General features: G+C 67.3%; 14 protein-coding genes. 6 read left to right on the forward strand and 8 right to left on the reverse strand.

Annotated features, from left to right (window positions below; all coding sequences use genetic code 11):
• Window position 1: 1 nt before the first annotated feature.
• Complete coding sequence (locus PLE19_10330) at window positions 2-1,306, reverse strand: radical SAM protein (GenBank protein HPD15339.1); 1,305 nt, start codon at window positions 1,304-1,306, stop codon at window positions 2-4.
• 12 nt (window positions 1,307-1,318) lie between these two features.
• Window positions 1,319-3,352: a DUF6259 domain-containing protein gene (locus PLE19_10335; protein HPD15340.1), complete on the reverse strand. Its 2,034-nt coding sequence runs from the start codon at window positions 3,350-3,352 to the stop codon at window positions 1,319-1,321.
• A 168-nt stretch (window positions 3,353-3,520) separates the two neighbouring features.
• On the opposite strand from PLE19_10335, the gene PLE19_10340 reads away from it, so the two are divergent.
• The 4 genes from PLE19_10340 to PLE19_10355 are packed head-to-tail and all read left to right on the forward strand — an operon-like array spanning window position 3,521 to window position 6,568.
• The gene (locus PLE19_10340; protein HPD15341.1) at window positions 3,521-4,390 is read left to right on the forward strand and encodes a metallophosphoesterase; all 870 of its coding nucleotides are present in this window, start codon (window positions 3,521-3,523) and stop codon (window positions 4,388-4,390) included.
• A gap of 16 nt (window positions 4,391-4,406) precedes the next feature.
• On the forward strand, window positions 4,407-4,709 hold the full coding sequence (locus PLE19_10345) for a hypothetical protein (GenBank protein HPD15342.1): 303 nt from the start codon (window positions 4,407-4,409) through the stop codon (window positions 4,707-4,709).
• Window positions 4,710-4,724: 15 nt separating this feature from the next.
• On the forward strand, window positions 4,725-5,687 hold the full coding sequence (locus tag PLE19_10350) for a hypothetical protein (protein ID HPD15343.1): 963 nt from the start codon (window positions 4,725-4,727) through the stop codon (window positions 5,685-5,687).
• Window positions 5,684-6,568: a hypothetical protein gene (locus PLE19_10355; protein HPD15344.1), complete on the forward strand. Its 885-nt coding sequence runs from the start codon at window positions 5,684-5,686 to the stop codon at window positions 6,566-6,568. Before PLE19_10350 ends, PLE19_10355 begins: the two co-directional genes overlap by 4 nt.
• Window positions 6,569-6,871: 303 nt before the next feature.
• Here the strand turns inward: PLE19_10355 and PLE19_10360 are convergent, their stop codons facing one another.
• The 5 genes from PLE19_10360 to PLE19_10380 all read right to left on the reverse strand — a co-directional run bounded on the left by PLE19_10360 (window position 6,872) and on the right by PLE19_10380 (window position 12,116).
• Window positions 6,872-6,994, reverse strand: a complete 123-nt coding sequence (locus PLE19_10360; protein ID HPD15345.1) for a hypothetical protein — start codon at window positions 6,992-6,994, stop codon at window positions 6,872-6,874.
• Between the two features lie 7 nt (window positions 6,995-7,001).
• Entirely contained in the window at window positions 7,002-7,454 is a 453-nt protein-coding gene (locus tag PLE19_10365) for a hypothetical protein (GenBank protein HPD15346.1), read from the reverse strand.
• Window positions 7,451-8,761 carry an ATP-binding protein gene (locus PLE19_10370; GenBank protein ID HPD15347.1) on the reverse strand — a complete coding sequence of 437 codons (1,311 nt, stop codon included), beginning with the start codon at window positions 8,759-8,761 and terminating at the stop codon, window positions 7,451-7,453. The genes PLE19_10365 and PLE19_10370 overlap by 4 nt, the downstream gene beginning before the upstream one ends.
• A gap of 142 nt (window positions 8,762-8,903) precedes the next feature.
• Window positions 8,904-10,568: a uridine diphosphate-N-acetylglucosamine-binding protein YvcK gene (gene yvcK, locus PLE19_10375; protein ID HPD15348.1), complete on the reverse strand. Its 1,665-nt coding sequence runs from the start codon at window positions 10,566-10,568 to the stop codon at window positions 8,904-8,906.
• A gap of 6 nt (window positions 10,569-10,574) precedes the next feature.
• Complete coding sequence (locus PLE19_10380) at window positions 10,575-12,116, reverse strand: FHA domain-containing protein (protein ID HPD15349.1); 1,542 nt, start codon at window positions 12,114-12,116, stop codon at window positions 10,575-10,577.
• Between the two features lie 508 nt (window positions 12,117-12,624).
• Between PLE19_10380 and PLE19_10385 the strand changes: the two genes are divergently transcribed.
• Both PLE19_10385 and PLE19_10390 read left to right on the forward strand, forming a co-directional pair.
• Window positions 12,625-13,182 carry an HDIG domain-containing protein gene (locus tag PLE19_10385; GenBank protein ID HPD15350.1) on the forward strand — a complete coding sequence of 186 codons (558 nt, stop codon included), beginning with the start codon at window positions 12,625-12,627 and terminating at the stop codon, window positions 13,180-13,182.
• A gap of 217 nt (window positions 13,183-13,399) precedes the next feature.
• Window positions 13,400-14,155 carry an NYN domain-containing protein gene (locus tag PLE19_10390; GenBank protein HPD15351.1) on the forward strand — a complete coding sequence of 252 codons (756 nt, stop codon included), beginning with the start codon at window positions 13,400-13,402 and terminating at the stop codon, window positions 14,153-14,155.
• 46 nt (window positions 14,156-14,201) lie between these two features.
• On the opposite strand, the gene PLE19_10395 is transcribed toward PLE19_10390, so the two are convergent.
• Window positions 14,202-14,729: a DUF192 domain-containing protein gene (locus tag PLE19_10395; protein ID HPD15352.1), complete on the reverse strand. Its 528-nt coding sequence runs from the start codon at window positions 14,727-14,729 to the stop codon at window positions 14,202-14,204.
• Between the last annotated feature and the right edge of the window lie 145 nt (window positions 14,730-14,874).

The following is a 14,874-nucleotide window of genomic DNA, read 5'->3' on the forward strand; positions in this document are numbered from 1 at the left end:
TTCAGTAGGTATCAGGAATTCCCTGGTCATTGCGGACGGCGACCCTGAAGGGATGGCAGTCGAGTCTCTTGGCGCCCGGCACGCTCTCGGGGCCGCAGCCGCACACGTAGTTGGTCGCGGTGAAGCCGAGTCTCCTGCCGAAGAGCTTCCACATCTCGAAGTTCTCGGTCGACAGCGAGACGGGGATTTCGCGGTTCCACTTGCGGATTTCGCCCAGGTAGTGGTCGTAGATCTCGGCCCGCCTGGCGAGAGGGAAGGGCTGCGTCCGCGTGTCCTTCGTCTCCTCGCGCGCGTCGCGGGCGGCCTGGACGAACTCGGGGTCGAGCAGGTCCTCGCCCAGCCGCCGCGTCATCTCCTCGATGTCCATCCACATGAAGCAGCAGAGGCTGATCACATCGGGATTCGTCTTTTCGAAGACGAGACGCACGGCCTGAGCGGCATCCTCGCGCCAGCCTCTCACGGGGATGATGGGCTTGAACTTGTAGCGAATCTGGATGCCCGCGTCCTGCGCCACGCGCGCGGCCTCGATGCGTTGCTCCGTGGTCCCGGTCTTCGGCTCGATGAGGCGGCTCTGGGTCGCCCCGCTCACGCTCCAGACGATGATCGTGCCGCCGCCGTGGTCCACGCGCCGCATCCACTCGGTGTTCCACGTCTTGGTGTGGATCACCAGGTAGCGGCCCTTCTTGCGCCCGAAGAACTCCATCAGCGGGCCGAGGGTGCCCAGCTCGGGCTCGAGACACGGCGGATCGCCATCGTCGTCGAGCAGGTACGTGGTCTGCCACGGGTGACGCTTGATAAGGCGGGCGAGGTGGCGGCAGTAGTCCTCGACATTCACCATCGCAACCAGCAGCCCCCCGAAGGGGCAGTACCGGCACTGGTGTACACAGCCATTCTGAAGGTGGATGCGCCAGCAGGGGCGACACACTTTGTCGCGGCGGGCGGGGTCGCCCTTGAGGTTGTAGTTGGCCCAGTTGAACGCCCCGTAGCCCAGCAGCGGGCGGGCGTGCCAGGAGGGGTCGGCGCCCGCGGCCTTGAGGGCCTCGAGGCGTTCCTCGTAGCGGCTGTCGAAACGGAAGGTGTGGAAGAGCAGAATGGGGTCGCGCACCTCGGTCAGCGTGCCCATCGGCACGCGGTTCTTCAGCAGGCCGCCCTCGCCCACCAGGCGCGGCAGGTCGGCATCGCTGAAGACGATGGGCTCGACGGGCCTTTTCAGCGCGCGAGCCACCCCGTCCACGCGAGCGCGGTGGCGTTCGTCGGCCATCACGCTGTCGTGGATGTAGATGGCCGGCGGGTCAATAGGGTACAAGGCTCTCTCCGTTCACTGGGCCGACTGGAGCGGCTCCACGAGAACCTGCCGGGGCCTCAGCAGGTGCGTGCGCTCATCGCCTTGTCCGATGCGATAGCGGAAGGCGCGCTCCGCATCATCCCAATTCGTCATCGCCACAGCAAGTTGGCCGTCGGCGGCGCGCCACAGCGTGGCCATAGCGGCGGGGAGGACGGCCTTGTGCGCCCCCTTGTCGCCCCAGCCGCGGTTCCAGGTCATCTCGATCCTCGGCACATCGTTGACGGGCTTGACCTCGCCGAGAAGCTCGCCGAAGACCATGAACCTGGCGGCGGCGAGGCGCTGTTTGCAGAGTTCGCGCAGGTATTCGGCCTTGGCGCGGTTCTCGGGGGCCAGCAGCTCGAAGCCCATCCAGCCGAGCTGGCAGCCCCACAGCCAGTCGCGCCCCTGCGAGGCGCAAAAGGCCCGCAGTTCGTCGTTCACCGCGCTCGGGCTGGAGAAGTAGATCGTGTAGCCGCTGTAGACCGCCGCCATCATCGGCACCTCGTTGTCGAAGCGCGGGTTCCACGTGAGGAAGGCGTTGACGTTGTCCATGTACGGCTCGGCGTCGTTCTCCGTGGTGAGGATCACCTCCCGGCCGTCGGCGTGGGCGGCCCGCATGATGGGCTCGAGCATGGTGCGGTAGCCCTCGACCCAATGGGCGCCGCCGCCGAGGGGGTGGCCGTGCGTCTTGTCGTGGCAGAGCTGCGGCGCGGCCGCGGCGATCTGGTCAATGTAAATGGCGTTCACGCCGCACTCGGCCATCAGACGCTCGCAGATTTCCTGCACCTTCTTCTGCCAGAAGGGCGTGGCCGGGCACATGCAGGCCAACTTCCGCCCCGAGCCGTACTCCTCGAGATACGGCTTGCCGTCGGGCGTCTTGCACGCGAAGGGCAAGGCCTCCTTGAAGTTCTCGTTCCCGCTGTCCCACAGCCGCCCGTTGATGTAGGGCATGACGACCATGCCCTTGCTCACGAGCTCCTTCACGCCCTCTGCGAAACCGGGCTTGGTCGGGAAGTAGTTCGGATAGTAGGTGTCGAACGGGATTTCGTGCCAGTTGTACCAGTGGATGCCGAGAGGCACCTCGAAGAGCTTGGCCGCCTCGTGCATCCTGGGCACCACGTCCCTGGCGTGCCCGCCGCCCTGCATCCAGAGGCCGAGGCCGGTGAGGGCCTTCGGCATGTCCCTTCGGGCGGTGATTGGCCCCCTCTTCGTCCACGGGGCTTCCGCGAGCGCCCACTGGCGGTAGCGCTTGGCCCCCTGCCACCAGTCGCCGTGATAGGCTGCCGCCACGACCGGCCACCGTGGGCGATAGCCGTTGCCCGCCACACCGCGCTCGGGGGCGTGGGTGAGGAAGTGGAACTCTCCTTGCGGCACCAGCGAAAACCGCTTGGGCCAGGCCTGTGGGTCGTGGCAGGCCAGGTAGACGCCGCCTTCGCCGCGGTTCACCGTAAGGAACTGCATCGGCCATTCGTACGACGGATACGAGCCCGCCTGGCGATCCTTGCACTCGCGGTAGAGCATGCCCCAGTTGCCGCGCGAGACCGCCACGTCGGGCCGCGCGTCGGCGCCCATGTTGGACATCACGGGGAAGGCCACGTCCCAGACCCCATAGCTTCGGCTACAGCACTCGACCTCGATGCCCCATTCGGTGTGGGCCAGGGCCTCGTTGCGCACGACGCGCACCTCGACGGCCATGATGCTCGGCTCGTCCGGCAGCGCGATCTGGTCCCAGCGGAGGGCCAGCCCCTCCTTCGAGGGCGTGGCCGACACCTTGGCGGGTAGGCGGTTGTCGAGTACGATCGGCTTTGCGGCCTTGTCCTCCGAGCGGAGTTCGATGCGCCAGAGCAGCGGCTTCGGGTCAGCCGATGCTACGACGGGCTGGCCATGCGATAGCATGCGGCGGAGGCCCAGGCCGGCCGCCTCGTCCGCGAACTCCAGCGCCAGCCCCCCACACTCGAGGCGATGGGCGCCCGCCACGGCAGCGCCAGCCGCCGTGGCGAGCAGGCAAGTGAGACCCAATGTGTACATGAAGCCGTCCTCAATGCCTGCCAGGTACATCTTCACCAGCTTGCCACTACCATGCCATGGGCGGCCTGGCAGGTCAAACGCGTCGGCATCTGGCTTGACCGCGAACGGACCGGCGCTATAATGCGACCTGAGCCGGCCCGAGGCGCGGGCAGCTCGGAAGGAGTTCTGATGACACGCCGTGCGTGGATGCGTCTCGGGCTTCTGAGCCTCGTCGCCTGCCTGGCAGGGGCCACAGCGGCCGGCGAGGTCACGATCACCTTCTACCACACCTCCGACCTGCACGAGCACGCGGGCCCCCTCGCTCGCATCGCCGGGTTCGTCCGCCAGCAGCGGGCCGCGAGGAGGAACGTCCTGTTCCTCGACACCGGCGACTGGTTCAACAAGGGCGATCTGACTGACCTGGGCACGCGCGGCGAAGCCATGGCCGCCCTGATGGGCGCAATGGGCTACGACGCCCTCATCCCAGGAAACCACGACTACTCGCACGGCACCAGGAGGCTGGCCGAGCTGATTGACAGGTACGAGCTCCCCGTCACGGCCACCAACTGCACCTGGCCCGACGCGCCGCCCCGCCGCCTCAAGCCCTACAGGACTTTCACGTTGGACGGCGTCACCGTTGCCCTGATCGGCACCGCTACACCCAACATGGCCGGAGCGGCGGACCGCCTGCTCCAGGTCCACCCCATCGCCCCTGCCGTAGGCGAGCTCTTGCCCAAGCTTGAGGGAATCGCCAACATCATGGTCCTGATGACCCACGTCGGTGTGGCGGAGGACCAGGGCCTCGTCGGCGCTCTGCCCCGCATTGACCTCCTCTTCGGCGGCCATGACCACAGGAGATTCGACAAGCTCACCCTCGACGATAAGGGCAAGGCGATCCTCCAGCATTCCGGCTCGCTCGGCGACTCGATCGGCGAGGTGGTCGTCACCTGGGATGGGCAGAGGATCGTCGGCCGCCAGGCCAGGCTCGTCAAGGTCACGCCCGAGATGCCCGAGTGCCCCAAGGTCGCAGCCATCCAGGCCAAGTACGCGCCGCCCTAACTGAAGGGAATGCTTTATGAAGGAAGACGAACTCCTGCTCATCGCCCGGTTCGACACCGCCTTCGAGGCCGAGGAGGCCAAGCTGGTCCTTGACGACGGCGAGATCGAGAGCATGATCAGCGATGAAACTGTCGGCGACATCGGCCTCCCCGGCGGCGCCACGGCTGGCGGCGTCAAGCTCTACGTTCTCGCCGCCGATGCTCCGCGCGCCATCGCCGCCCTCGCCGAAACGCCCGCCCGCAAGGACCTGGTCGTGGAAGTCGAGGACGAGGAAGCGGAGAAGGAAAGACCGTCGCCTGCACCTGACGAGGCGGAATGACCCAGGGAGCCTCCAGTGCCCTACCCTTTCCTCGCCAAGCAAGCGCAACTCGAGGGCAAGATCGCCGATTGGACAGAGATCGCAGGCGGCAGGCTGCGTGTGGACTCTCTCGCCTCGTACTCGGGCCATAGGGTCTACGCCCTCACGCTCACCGACCCGGCCGTGCCGCTGGAGCGCAAGCGCCGCGCCTACTTCTCCCAGCCTCACGCCCACGAGCCCGGCGCCACGGCGGGAATGATGGACGCCCTCGAGCAGCTCATCACCGGCAAAGACCTGGCCGGCAACCCCACCCGCCTCGACACCGAAAGGGTCCACGAGACGACTGTCCTCACCTTCAACCCCATCGGCAATCCCCAGGGCCGCGAGGCCGCGCCAGTCCTCTGTTGGGACGGCTCGGGGTACTCGAACGACGAGTTCTGGTGCTGGATGCGCGGCGAGGACCCCGACCACCCGGGCAAGATGTGGAAGCGCCTCGATGTGTGGGACACTCGCGTCGAGCGTCACCCCAAGCGCATCGGCATCGTCTACGAGCAGATTGACGAGCACCGCTACGTCGAGCCCAACCGCAGCCACCTGTCGTCGTTCTTCCGCCTCTTCTTCCAAATGGACAAGCGGTTCCGCTACCAGCGCTGGCTCGACCTCCACCAGACCGAGTTCGAGAGGTCCCAGTTCAACTGCATGATCCTCCTTCCCATCCAGGGCCTGGCGGAGGGCGACATTCTGGCCGAGGACACGGCCTGGGGCCAGCAGATCGTCGCCGCCTGGGCCAAGGCCGGCTACCATCCCCAGCCCAGGCCCGTTCACCTCGCCTATACGGGCGAGCAGGCCGAGTACTTCCGCCGCAACTGGGGCGAGTTGCACAAGCGCCTGCACTGCATCAGCACCGAGGTGAAGAACAACTCGCCCGATGCCACGCCCGAGTTCCAGGTCAAGGCTCAGGCCATCGCCATCGAGGAGACCATCAGGAGGCTGCTGTGACCCGCGCTCTGCTTCCCCTCTTCCTCGCGCTCTCCCCCCTCTTCGCCGCAGAGAAGCCGCCGCCACCCGCGCCCATCCAGTACGGCCAGGGACGCCTGGTGGCGACGCTGGCCAACCCCGAGATTGACGAGAGCAGCGGCATCGCCGCCAGCCGAGCCAACCCCGGCGTCTTCTGGACCCACAACGACTCCGGCGACCCCCCTCGCGTCTTCGCCTTCAATGCCAAGGGCGAGGACCTGGCCGCCTTCGACGTCGAGGGCGCCATCCACCGCGACTGGGAGGACATGGCCGCCTTCGCCCTCGGCAAGAAGAGCTACCTGCTCCTCGCCGACACTGGTGACAATGATGCCGAGCGCGAGCGTTGCACGCTGTATCTCGTCGAAGAGCCGCGCCTCGACCCCGACAGGCGGGGCATTCGCGCCAAGCTCCGCATCGGTCTAGCGGTGGACTTCCGCTACGAGGACGGCCCGCACAACTGCGAGGCCGTGGCCGTGGACCCGACATCCCGCCTGGTCATCCTGGTGACCAAGGCGATCGCCTTCCAGTGTACGGCCTACGCCCTGCCCCTGCCCGAGAAGGTGGCACGCGACGAGGTGCTCGTGGCCAGGTCCGTCGCCCGCCTCAAGCTCCCCATCGTCACCGGCATGGACATCTCGCCTGACGGCCTGCGTGCCGTGGTGCTGACCTATGGCCATGCCTATGAGTACACGCGTGCCGCCGACGAGAAGTGGGACGTTGCCTTCGCCCGCTCCCCACGCGCCCTCGTCATCCCCGCCCGCCGCCAAGGCGAGGCCATCTGCTACGGACCCGACGGGGTCACCCTCTACCTGACCAGCGAGAAGGCCCCTTGCCCGTTCTTCGAGGTGCCGGCAGCGAAGTGAGGCCGCGGAAGCCCCTTCGCCCCGCATGCGCGGTGCCCTCCCGAGCGCCCCCTCGCCCATACTGGATCACCCCAGAGAGGAGGGAAGTGATCAAGTATGGGTAGATGGGCGAGGATTGGCGATTCTCGCGGCTCCGGCCATTCCGGATCACTTGCGCGGTGATCAAGTATGGGATGGAGAATGGCTGGCGAGCGTAAGACCTTGCAGCATAGTTGGTTACGGGGGGGCATGGCTGGCGCTTCAGCGCCCGCCCACGGCCTCTCAGTGCTGTCGGTCAGGATCGCGGAACCCGGACGAGCCCCTCTACAGCAGGTTCCAGATCAGCTCGGCCAGCTTCTCGGGGTCGTGGCGCAGCAGGTCCTGCTTCTCCCAGAGGATGGGGCGCCGTCCCTTGGCTGCCTCTCCACAACGCCCGCACCCAGGCATCCGGCCCTCACGGCGCTCTGTCGTAGCTTCTGAGATGCTGATCGAGTGACCAGATAAAGACCCGATGGTCGGGGTGCGTCCTGCACTGTGCCTCCCAATCCTTGACGATCGAGAGATCGCCAAGGCCCATCCCGGCCACAGCATAGTCGGGGAACTGGTCGAGCCATTCCAGCAGCGCCGCCGGCTCCAGAAAGGGCGTAGGGACGAACGGCGTCCGGCCCTCGATGGCCTGCTTCACCATCGAGACGAACCTCGACGCGGTGTCCCTTCGCACGTTGCCATCCGGCTGCCTTGCGACGTGATTGCCCGTCTCAACGATGGTCGCGAGCGGCAGCAGCAGGGTGACGCCCTCCAGCACATGCTCCCTCAACTGTGCGCGCACGCCCTGGCAGTCCTGGTCCCGACCGGGAACAGGCACCACATTGCAGAAGACCGTCGTGTCAATGAGACAGATGCTCACGGCTGTCGCTCGCCCAATGTGTCCACCCACGCGAGCGCATCGCGCCGACGTTCCTCGGTGTCGCGTGTGTCCCTGAATACGCGCTCCAGAACCCCCCGTGCCACCAGGCGCCCCACCGGGCCCTGCGCAAGCAGTTCTGGCCTTTCTCCGAGTTGCTGGAGTCTGCTGCCACCCGTGCGCGGGTCGCGATAGCAGTAGGTCACATGGGGCAGCGATTCGTGCGGCAGCGCATCCAGGAGCGCAGGATTGTGGCTCGTGAGCAGAACGCCCAGGTTACGTCGCTCGGCACATCTGCGGATGTTCGCCAGAAGCTCCTGTACCCGGCTGGGGTGGATGCCGCTGTCAATCTCCTCAATCACCAGGATAGACCATTCAGGCACGGAGAGCAAGGCTGCGCCGATAGCCAGGACGCGCATAGTCCCATCGGAGAGTATACGAGCATCGCGCCACCGTTGATCGGCGCCGAACGACTCCGCAAGCCTCAGCCGCACCTCATCGGGCGGTGCCTCGTCAAACTCGATCCCGAGGATCTCGCGCTCGGGAAGGGATCTGATGAACGCGGCGACCTGCTCCCGCCTGACAGGGTCAGCGCACACTCTTGCGAGAACTCCCGAGACGTTGCTTCCATCCTCGTGCAGGGCATCAGCCTTCCTGCTGACATAGCCCCGCATCCTGTTCGGCGCCGGGTCCAGGAAGAAGATGCGGCTAAGGCAGTCTGCGAGATGCGACATCACCCAGGTCGGCGAGCGGTAAGAAGGATCGAAGACGGCAGGCTGGGTCAGAACAAGCTGATGGTCTTGACAGAGAGCTTGAGGCTCATTGTCTAGCCCAGTGTAGCCGTAATAGGCAACCCGAATCTCGTGGCTCGGAGGCGTCGCAGGCGCCGCAACTCGGTATAGGAAGTCATTCGGCTGAATGAGGTGCTTGAGCGACTCGTCCTGGACTCGCAGCCCAGTACCCTCGACACTGACGGTCACGCGAAACCGATCCAGGCTGCTCAAGACGTGCGCGTCAGAGTACTCAAAGCGGGCCGCCAGCCCAAACTGCCTCTTGCCATCGAGAGGGAGGTCTTCCGCGCGCCCGCGCAAAGGCAACTCGCCCCGTTCCACGGCCTCGTTGAACCGGTCCAATCTCTGGCCCCTCGCCATCCAGGACAACAGGCGAAGCGCCTCGATGAGGTTGCTCTTACCTGAGGCGTTGGGTCCCACCAGGAGCGTGAGCAGGCCAATGCGGAGCGAGGCCTCCGGAAAGCTCTTGAAGTCCTGCATCGTGAACTCGTGGAGAATCACAGGCGGCAGTCTATCCATCGCGTTCTACCCTTGTACCCGCTCCGGACTGCTGGAGGTTCACTCCAAGCCATCATAGTCGCCCCGCCTCCCCCAGTCAAGACAGGGTCGCGGGGCATGACGGGCATCGCGATGCCAGGCCGTGCCGCACAGAACACGAGAGCTACAGCAGGTTCCAGATCAGTTCGGCCAGCTTCTCGGGGTCGTGGCGCAGCAGGTCCTGCTTCTCCCACAGGATGCGCCGCTGGTCGAGGTTCTCGACCAGATCGTCGAGGATGATCTGCACGCGATGGGCAGCGATCTTGTCGTCCACGCGCACCAGGTCGGCGCCTTCGCTCTGGTAGCGCTGGAGGATGCTCGGGGCGGGAACGTTCGAGTTGACGAGCACCGCGTCGAGCACGCGGTCTCCCAGGCACCGCTCGATGGCGGCAATGTGGTCGGCGCAGGAGTAGCCATCGGTCTGCCCCGCCTGCGTGACGATGTTGCAGACGTAGACCTTCCTGGCCTTCGAGGCGCGAATCGCCTCCGGCACGGCCGGCACCAGCAGGTTGGCGATCACGCTCGTATACAGGCTGCCGGGGCCGATCACGATGAGGTCGGCACGCAGGATTTCGTTCACGGCCTCCTCATTGGCCTTCGCATCGGCAGGGCGCAGGAAGACGTCGGTGATCGGGGCCTTGCCGGGCCGTCGCACGTTCACCTCGCCCTCGACCACCGCACCGTCGGCCAGCTTCGCGCACAGATGCACGTCCTCGTAGGTCGAGGGCAGCACCTTGCCGCGAATCGCCAGGATGCGGCTGGTCTCGCGCACGGCGCTCTCGAACGAGCCGGTGACCTTGGCCATCGCCGCGATGAAGAGGTTGCCGAAGCTCATTCCTTCCAACGCGCCCTCGGCAAAGCGATACTGGAAGAGGTCGTTGAGCAATTGGCTCGAGTCCGACAGCGCGACCAGGCAGTTGCGCATGTCCCCCGGCGGCAACACGCCGAAGTCGGACCGGATGCGGCCCGAGGAGCGGCCGGAATCAGTGACGGTCACCACCGCGGTGAGGTTCGAGGTGAGGTCCTTGAGGCCCTGGAGCACCACGGGCAGCCCCGTGCCGCCGCCGATGGCGACGACGCGCGGCTCGGCGCCCTTGTTCCGCCGGTTGAGCACGCGCAGCACGTAGTGCAACTCGCTGATGCGGCTGATCTTGTAGTCGGGCTCCTCCAGCTCGGTCTTCGGCACCAGGTCCTTGAAGCGCCCATGGAGCATCTGCACGGTGATCATGCCCAGGCTATTGCCGGTCTTGATCTCCGACTGGATCCGGTCGCCCACGCACACCACCTCGTCGGGCTTGAGGCGATGGCGGGCCAGGAGGTCCTGGAACGCGTCATCGCGATGCTCGCCCGTCTCGACGTCGTTGATCGCAACCTCGTCGAAGAATGACCCGATGCCCAGGGCCTGCACCTTCTTCTCCTGGCGCGCGGTGACCCCGGTGGTGAAGAGCAGCAGCTTGTACCCCTGCGAACGCAGCTCCGACAGGGTCTCGGGCACATCGGGGAACGGCTGAATCTCCCCCACCTCGTCGCTGTTGTACGCAGCCAGGGCCGCCTGCGCCAACGAGTGCGGCATGCCGTGCATCTCGGCCATGGCATCGAACACGTCGAAGCGAGGCCCATGCTGCTCGGCCAACTCGATCTGCTGCCGGTAAGCCTCCTCCTCGGAACACGGCAGCCCCGCGCGCACCATGGCGCGCGCCGCGCGGCGCCGAGCCGCCTCGACCAGCAGCCCGCAGCAGTCGAAGAGCGTGTCGTCGAGGTCGAACAGGAGGGCCTTCACCTTCACCATGAGCGATCACTTCTCTTTAGGGCCTTCGGCCGTGGGGGGCAGCGCCTCGAGAAGCGCCTTCGCCTCGGCCGCCGCGGGGGCGGTGGGGTATCGCGCGAGCAGCTCCCGGCAATGCATTGCTGCGATGTGCGGCTCCCGGCGGTCGCGGTGTGCCTTGGCCGCTGCCAGCAGCGTGGCGGCCTCGATGTCGCGCCGCCGGTTCGGGGCATCCTGGCGAGCCGCCTGGAGCGCCTGCGCCGCCTTCGTCACGGCCGCCTCGTGCGCACTGCCCCGGAGCGGCTCGGCAGCGCTCTCGATGGCCTTCTGGGCCGCGGCGAAGTCGCTCTCGACTCCCGTCAGTTCCGCTCGGCGGAGCGCGTCGAGAGCCACCTGGAGTTCCTCCCTGGCCTTGGCGTCAATCTCGGCGACTCGCTCGTGAGCCTTCAGGGCATCCGCCTGGCTGGCTCCAACAGCCTTCGCGAAGTCCTCCAGGCGTCGGATCGCCTCGCCGTATCGCTTTGCGCCGACCAGCGTCTCCGCCTCCGCCAGGGCCGCCTTCAGACCCGCCGAACCCCCCGCCTGTGCGCCCGGGGACAGGCGTGTACTAGGGTCGGCTTTCCCGGACGGACTCTTGCCCTCCGGCAGTTCCCCAACCTTGGAGGGGACCGACGGGGCGGGCCGCTGCCTCCGCAGGATTCGCACGGCGTACACCGTGCCGAAGACGCCGGCTGCGAGCACGATGGCCGTAGCAAGGAGCGCAATCCGCGTGCCCCGCCCGCTCCCTTCCTCGGCAGGCGCCTCGGGCTCCTCGGCGTGGTGCTCGTCGGTCGCCGTGTCGTCCGCGGCGCCCCGCGCCTCGTCCGTGGGGGCGAACCGCAACTCGTCCGGCTTCGGCAGGGTCGCTGTCGGGTGCCCGTCCGGCCCCGCCGCCCGCACCTCGATCAGCGTGTGCCCCAGTTGAATCCTGTCGCCGGGCTTCAGGGGGCTCTGGGTCACGCGCTGGCCGTTCAGGAGCGTGCCGTTCCTGCTGCCAACGTCCGCCAGGATCAATCCCTCGGGCCCCTTTCGGATCTCGGCATGGCGGTTCGAGATGCCCGTGTCGAACAGGGCGATCTCGTTGTCGCGCCGACGCCGCCCGATCCTGGTCGTGGCGTGCGTGAGGGGGTGGGTCTGCCCCTTATTGGGGCCCGCCAGGAACACCAGGCAGAGGGCGGGACCCGTCGGCGGAGGCGGCGGAGGGGCGGCGGAAGGAGCGCCCTGCCCCGCCGCGCCTGCCGCCGGCGTGATGGCTTCCACGGTGATCCGCGTCGTGCCGATCAGAATCACGTCCCCTGCCTTGATCGGCCCTTCCCGCACCAGTTCGCCGTTCACTCGAGTGCCGTTGCGGCTGCCGAGATCGGTGATCTTGCATGAGCCATCGGGCGCCACCTCGAGCCGCGAGTGCCGGCGCGACATGCCATCATCTGCCAGGCGCACCGTCGCCTCGGTTCCACGCCCGAGCGTGATGACCGGGCCCGGCACCTCGACGACGCGGCTCTCCCCTTTCCCCGACACGACGAGACGCACCATGGCAAGCCACCTCGACCAGGGCTCGCTCCCCGCCCCATTATAGCAGGGCGCAACGCGAATGCAACGGCGGCAGAACCGCCGTTGACTCGCCTCGGCCGCCTGCGTATTCTAAGCGATTGGGCTCTTCGGGGCTCGGCGATCTTGCCTCGACCGGCCGATGCAGGGGGGTGGACGTGTCCTCTCCTTGCGGACCCCGGGGTTGCTGGGGACGGCTCTGCCGAGTGCCTGGGGGGCGCACGCTGCCCATACTTGCTCAACCCTGAGGGGGGGAAGTGAGCAAGTATGGACAGAATGGCGAGGATTAGCGATTCTCGCGCTTCCGGCCATTCCTGCTCATCTGCGGGATGAGCAAGTATGGGGGCGCGAAAGGACGGCAGCATGGCCAGCAAAGCATGGGGCTGTGGGGGAGCGTCCCTGCCCCGCGAACGATCTGGAAGGCTCCTTCCGAGACAGGCTCTGAAGAGCCACTGGCCACTCAACATACCCGCACCCGATAGGAGGCGGCCCCGTGATCACGCGCGATGAGGCATTCGCCCTGCTCTCCAGCCACGTCCAGGCGGGGACCCTGCGCAAACACTGCCTGGCCACCGAGGCGATTCTCCGGGCACTCGCCCGACGCCTGGGCGAGGACGAGGCCCTCTGGGGCATCGTGGGCTTGGTGCACGACTTGGACTTCGAGGCCACGGCCAACGCCCCGGCCGAACACACCAAGGCCACCTGCGACATCCTGCGCCCGCTCGGCTTCCCCGACCACGCCCTCCAGGCCGTCCGCGAGCACAATGCCGAGGCCCTCGGCATCCCCCGCGAATCCCGCCTCGGCATCGCCCTGGCCTGCGGCGAGACCCTCACGGGTCTCATCGTCGCCACGGCGCTCGTCATGCCCGACAAGAGACTCGCCAGCGTCGCGGCCCGCTCCGTGCTCAAGCGAATGAAGAAGAAGGATTTCGCGCGCAACGTGAGCCGTGAGATCATCGGCGAATGCGAGCGGCTTGCTATCCCGCTCGAGGACTTCGTCCAGCTCTCCCTCACGGCGATGCAGGGAGTCGCGGGCGACCTGGGCCTGTAGAAGACACAGGCATGTATGGAGCGGAGGCGTTCCGCCGCCCTGTCGGCGCGTGTCCAGCCGCATCCTTGTCAGCCCGGCGCCGGTTTGCGCGGCCCGGAACCTTCTGCTACAATAGGTCCTATAGGTTGGAGCCCTCGCGCCGGGCCCCGCGGGAGCGCGCTGGCGCGGCGGCCATTACGCACTGGCGGCTGGTCCCCTCACGACAGGAAGGACGATGATGAGCGTTACGTACCCCTCGCAGCGAGTGGCGGTGCTGGTGGACGTTCAGAACATGTTCTACTCGGCCTACGATTGCTTTCGCGGCCGGTTGAACTACAAGAAGCTCCTCGACACGGCAGCGGCCGGCCGCCACGTCGTTCGCGCCCTCGCCTACGCGATGCGCGATGGCAACAACCAGAACTCCTTCTTCACCATGCTGCGCGAGGTCGGCTACGAGTTGCGCACCAAGGAGCCCCGCGTGCGCCCCGACGGCACGCGCAAGGGCGGCTGGGACATCGGGATCACGATTGACGCGCTGATGCTGGCCCCCAAGGTGGACGTGGTCGCGCTCGTGAGCGGCGACGGCGACTTCGTGGAGCTGGTGCACGCGCTGCGCACCCTAGGCGTTCGCACGGAGGTCTACGCCTTCGAGCGCAGCGTGGGCCGCGAGCTACGCGATGTAGCCGATCTCTTCACTCCCATCGGCGAGGAGATGATCTTCCGCGACGCGCGGGCCGATGCCGAGCCCTATGCAGCGGCGCCCGAGCCCGCGCCCCAGCCCAGGCCCGCGGCGCCCACCCGCCCACCGGCGCCTGCCCAACCGGTCCGCACGCCGCCGCCCCCCGCCCCGCCGCGCATCTCCAGCTTCGGCGCCGGCATCCTCAACGATGAACCCCAGGAGGAGGCCCCCGCACCTCCGCCCCGCCCATCCCGGGCGCGCAGCCGCAGTTCGCCCAGCTTCCTGGACCGCCTCGAGGCCGAGGACGAGGCTTGATCTTCCGCCATGCGGCGCCGCGCCTCCTCGGCCGCGGCCTCGGCGCCTATTTGGCTTGCGCCTTGGCCTCGGGCGCGGCCTTGACCTCGGGCGTGGCTTTCGCCTCCTCGGCGGTAAGCACCTGAAGCGTGTCGCCGACCTCGATGCGCTTGGCCGCAATGGTGCCGGGTGGCAGCTCCAGCGTGCTGTGGGCTCTGCGGCTCGACCGGTTCAGCGTCCCGGGCGGCACGTCCGGATAGACGGCCACCACCCGCATCTCGCGGTCCAGAAACACCACATCCAGGGCGAACTTCATGCCCACCATGTGGATCGCGTAGCAGGGCGTCAGCAGCATCCCTTCGCCCGGCTCGATGCTGGCGCGGCCCAGGAAGCCCTTGCGGCGCGTCTCGAACGTGTCGGCGATGGCCAGGCGCGAGGCCACGACGTTGCCCTTCGTGAGGTTGCGGCAGACCATGGACGGCGGGTCCTGCTTGGCATCCGGTTCTTTGGCAGCGCGCGGCTCCTGCGCCTTCTCGCCTGCCGCGCACAGCACAGCGACAAGCCACAGCCCCAGGCATCTCCACGCGGTTGCCACTTCCCACACCCCCGTAGGGTGCGCATGCTTGCACACCTTCCCAGTCCCGCGTGCGGGTACGCACGCCCTCCAATATTGTAGCATCCGCCCCACGCCTTGCAACATGCCGTCGCGCGCGCTGGAGTCGCCGCAGCCAGTGCGCCTC

Source organism: Planctomycetota bacterium, assembly GCA_035384565.1.
Lineage (GTDB): Bacteria > Planctomycetota > PUPC01 > DSUN01 > DSUN01 > DAOOIT01.

Excerpts from the sequence above, each read along its gene's own strand:
- PLE19_10360 (HPD15345.1), bottom strand. The coding sequence starts at position 6,994 with ATGCCTGGGTGCGGGCGTTGTGGAGAGGCAGCCAAGGGACGGCGCCCC.
- PLE19_10390 (HPD15351.1), top strand. The coding sequence starts at position 13,400 with ATGAGCGTTACGTACCCCTCGCAGCGAGTGGCGGTGCTGGTGGACGTT.
- PLE19_10370 (HPD15347.1), bottom strand. The coding sequence starts at position 8,761 with ATGGATAGACTGCCGCCTGTGATTCTCCACGAGTTCACGATGCAGGAC.
- PLE19_10380 (HPD15349.1), bottom strand. The coding sequence starts at position 12,116 with ATGGTGCGTCTCGTCGTGTCGGGGAAAGGGGAGAGCCGCGTCGTCGAG.
- PLE19_10335 (HPD15340.1), bottom strand. The coding sequence starts at position 3,352 with ATGTACACATTGGGTCTCACTTGCCTGCTCGCCACGGCGGCTGGCGCT.
- PLE19_10340 (HPD15341.1), top strand. The coding sequence starts at position 3,521 with ATGACACGCCGTGCGTGGATGCGTCTCGGGCTTCTGAGCCTCGTCGCC.
- PLE19_10345 (HPD15342.1), top strand. The coding sequence starts at position 4,407 with ATGAAGGAAGACGAACTCCTGCTCATCGCCCGGTTCGACACCGCCTTC.
- yvcK (HPD15348.1), bottom strand. The coding sequence starts at position 10,568 with ATGGTGAAGGTGAAGGCCCTCCTGTTCGACCTCGACGACACGCTCTTC.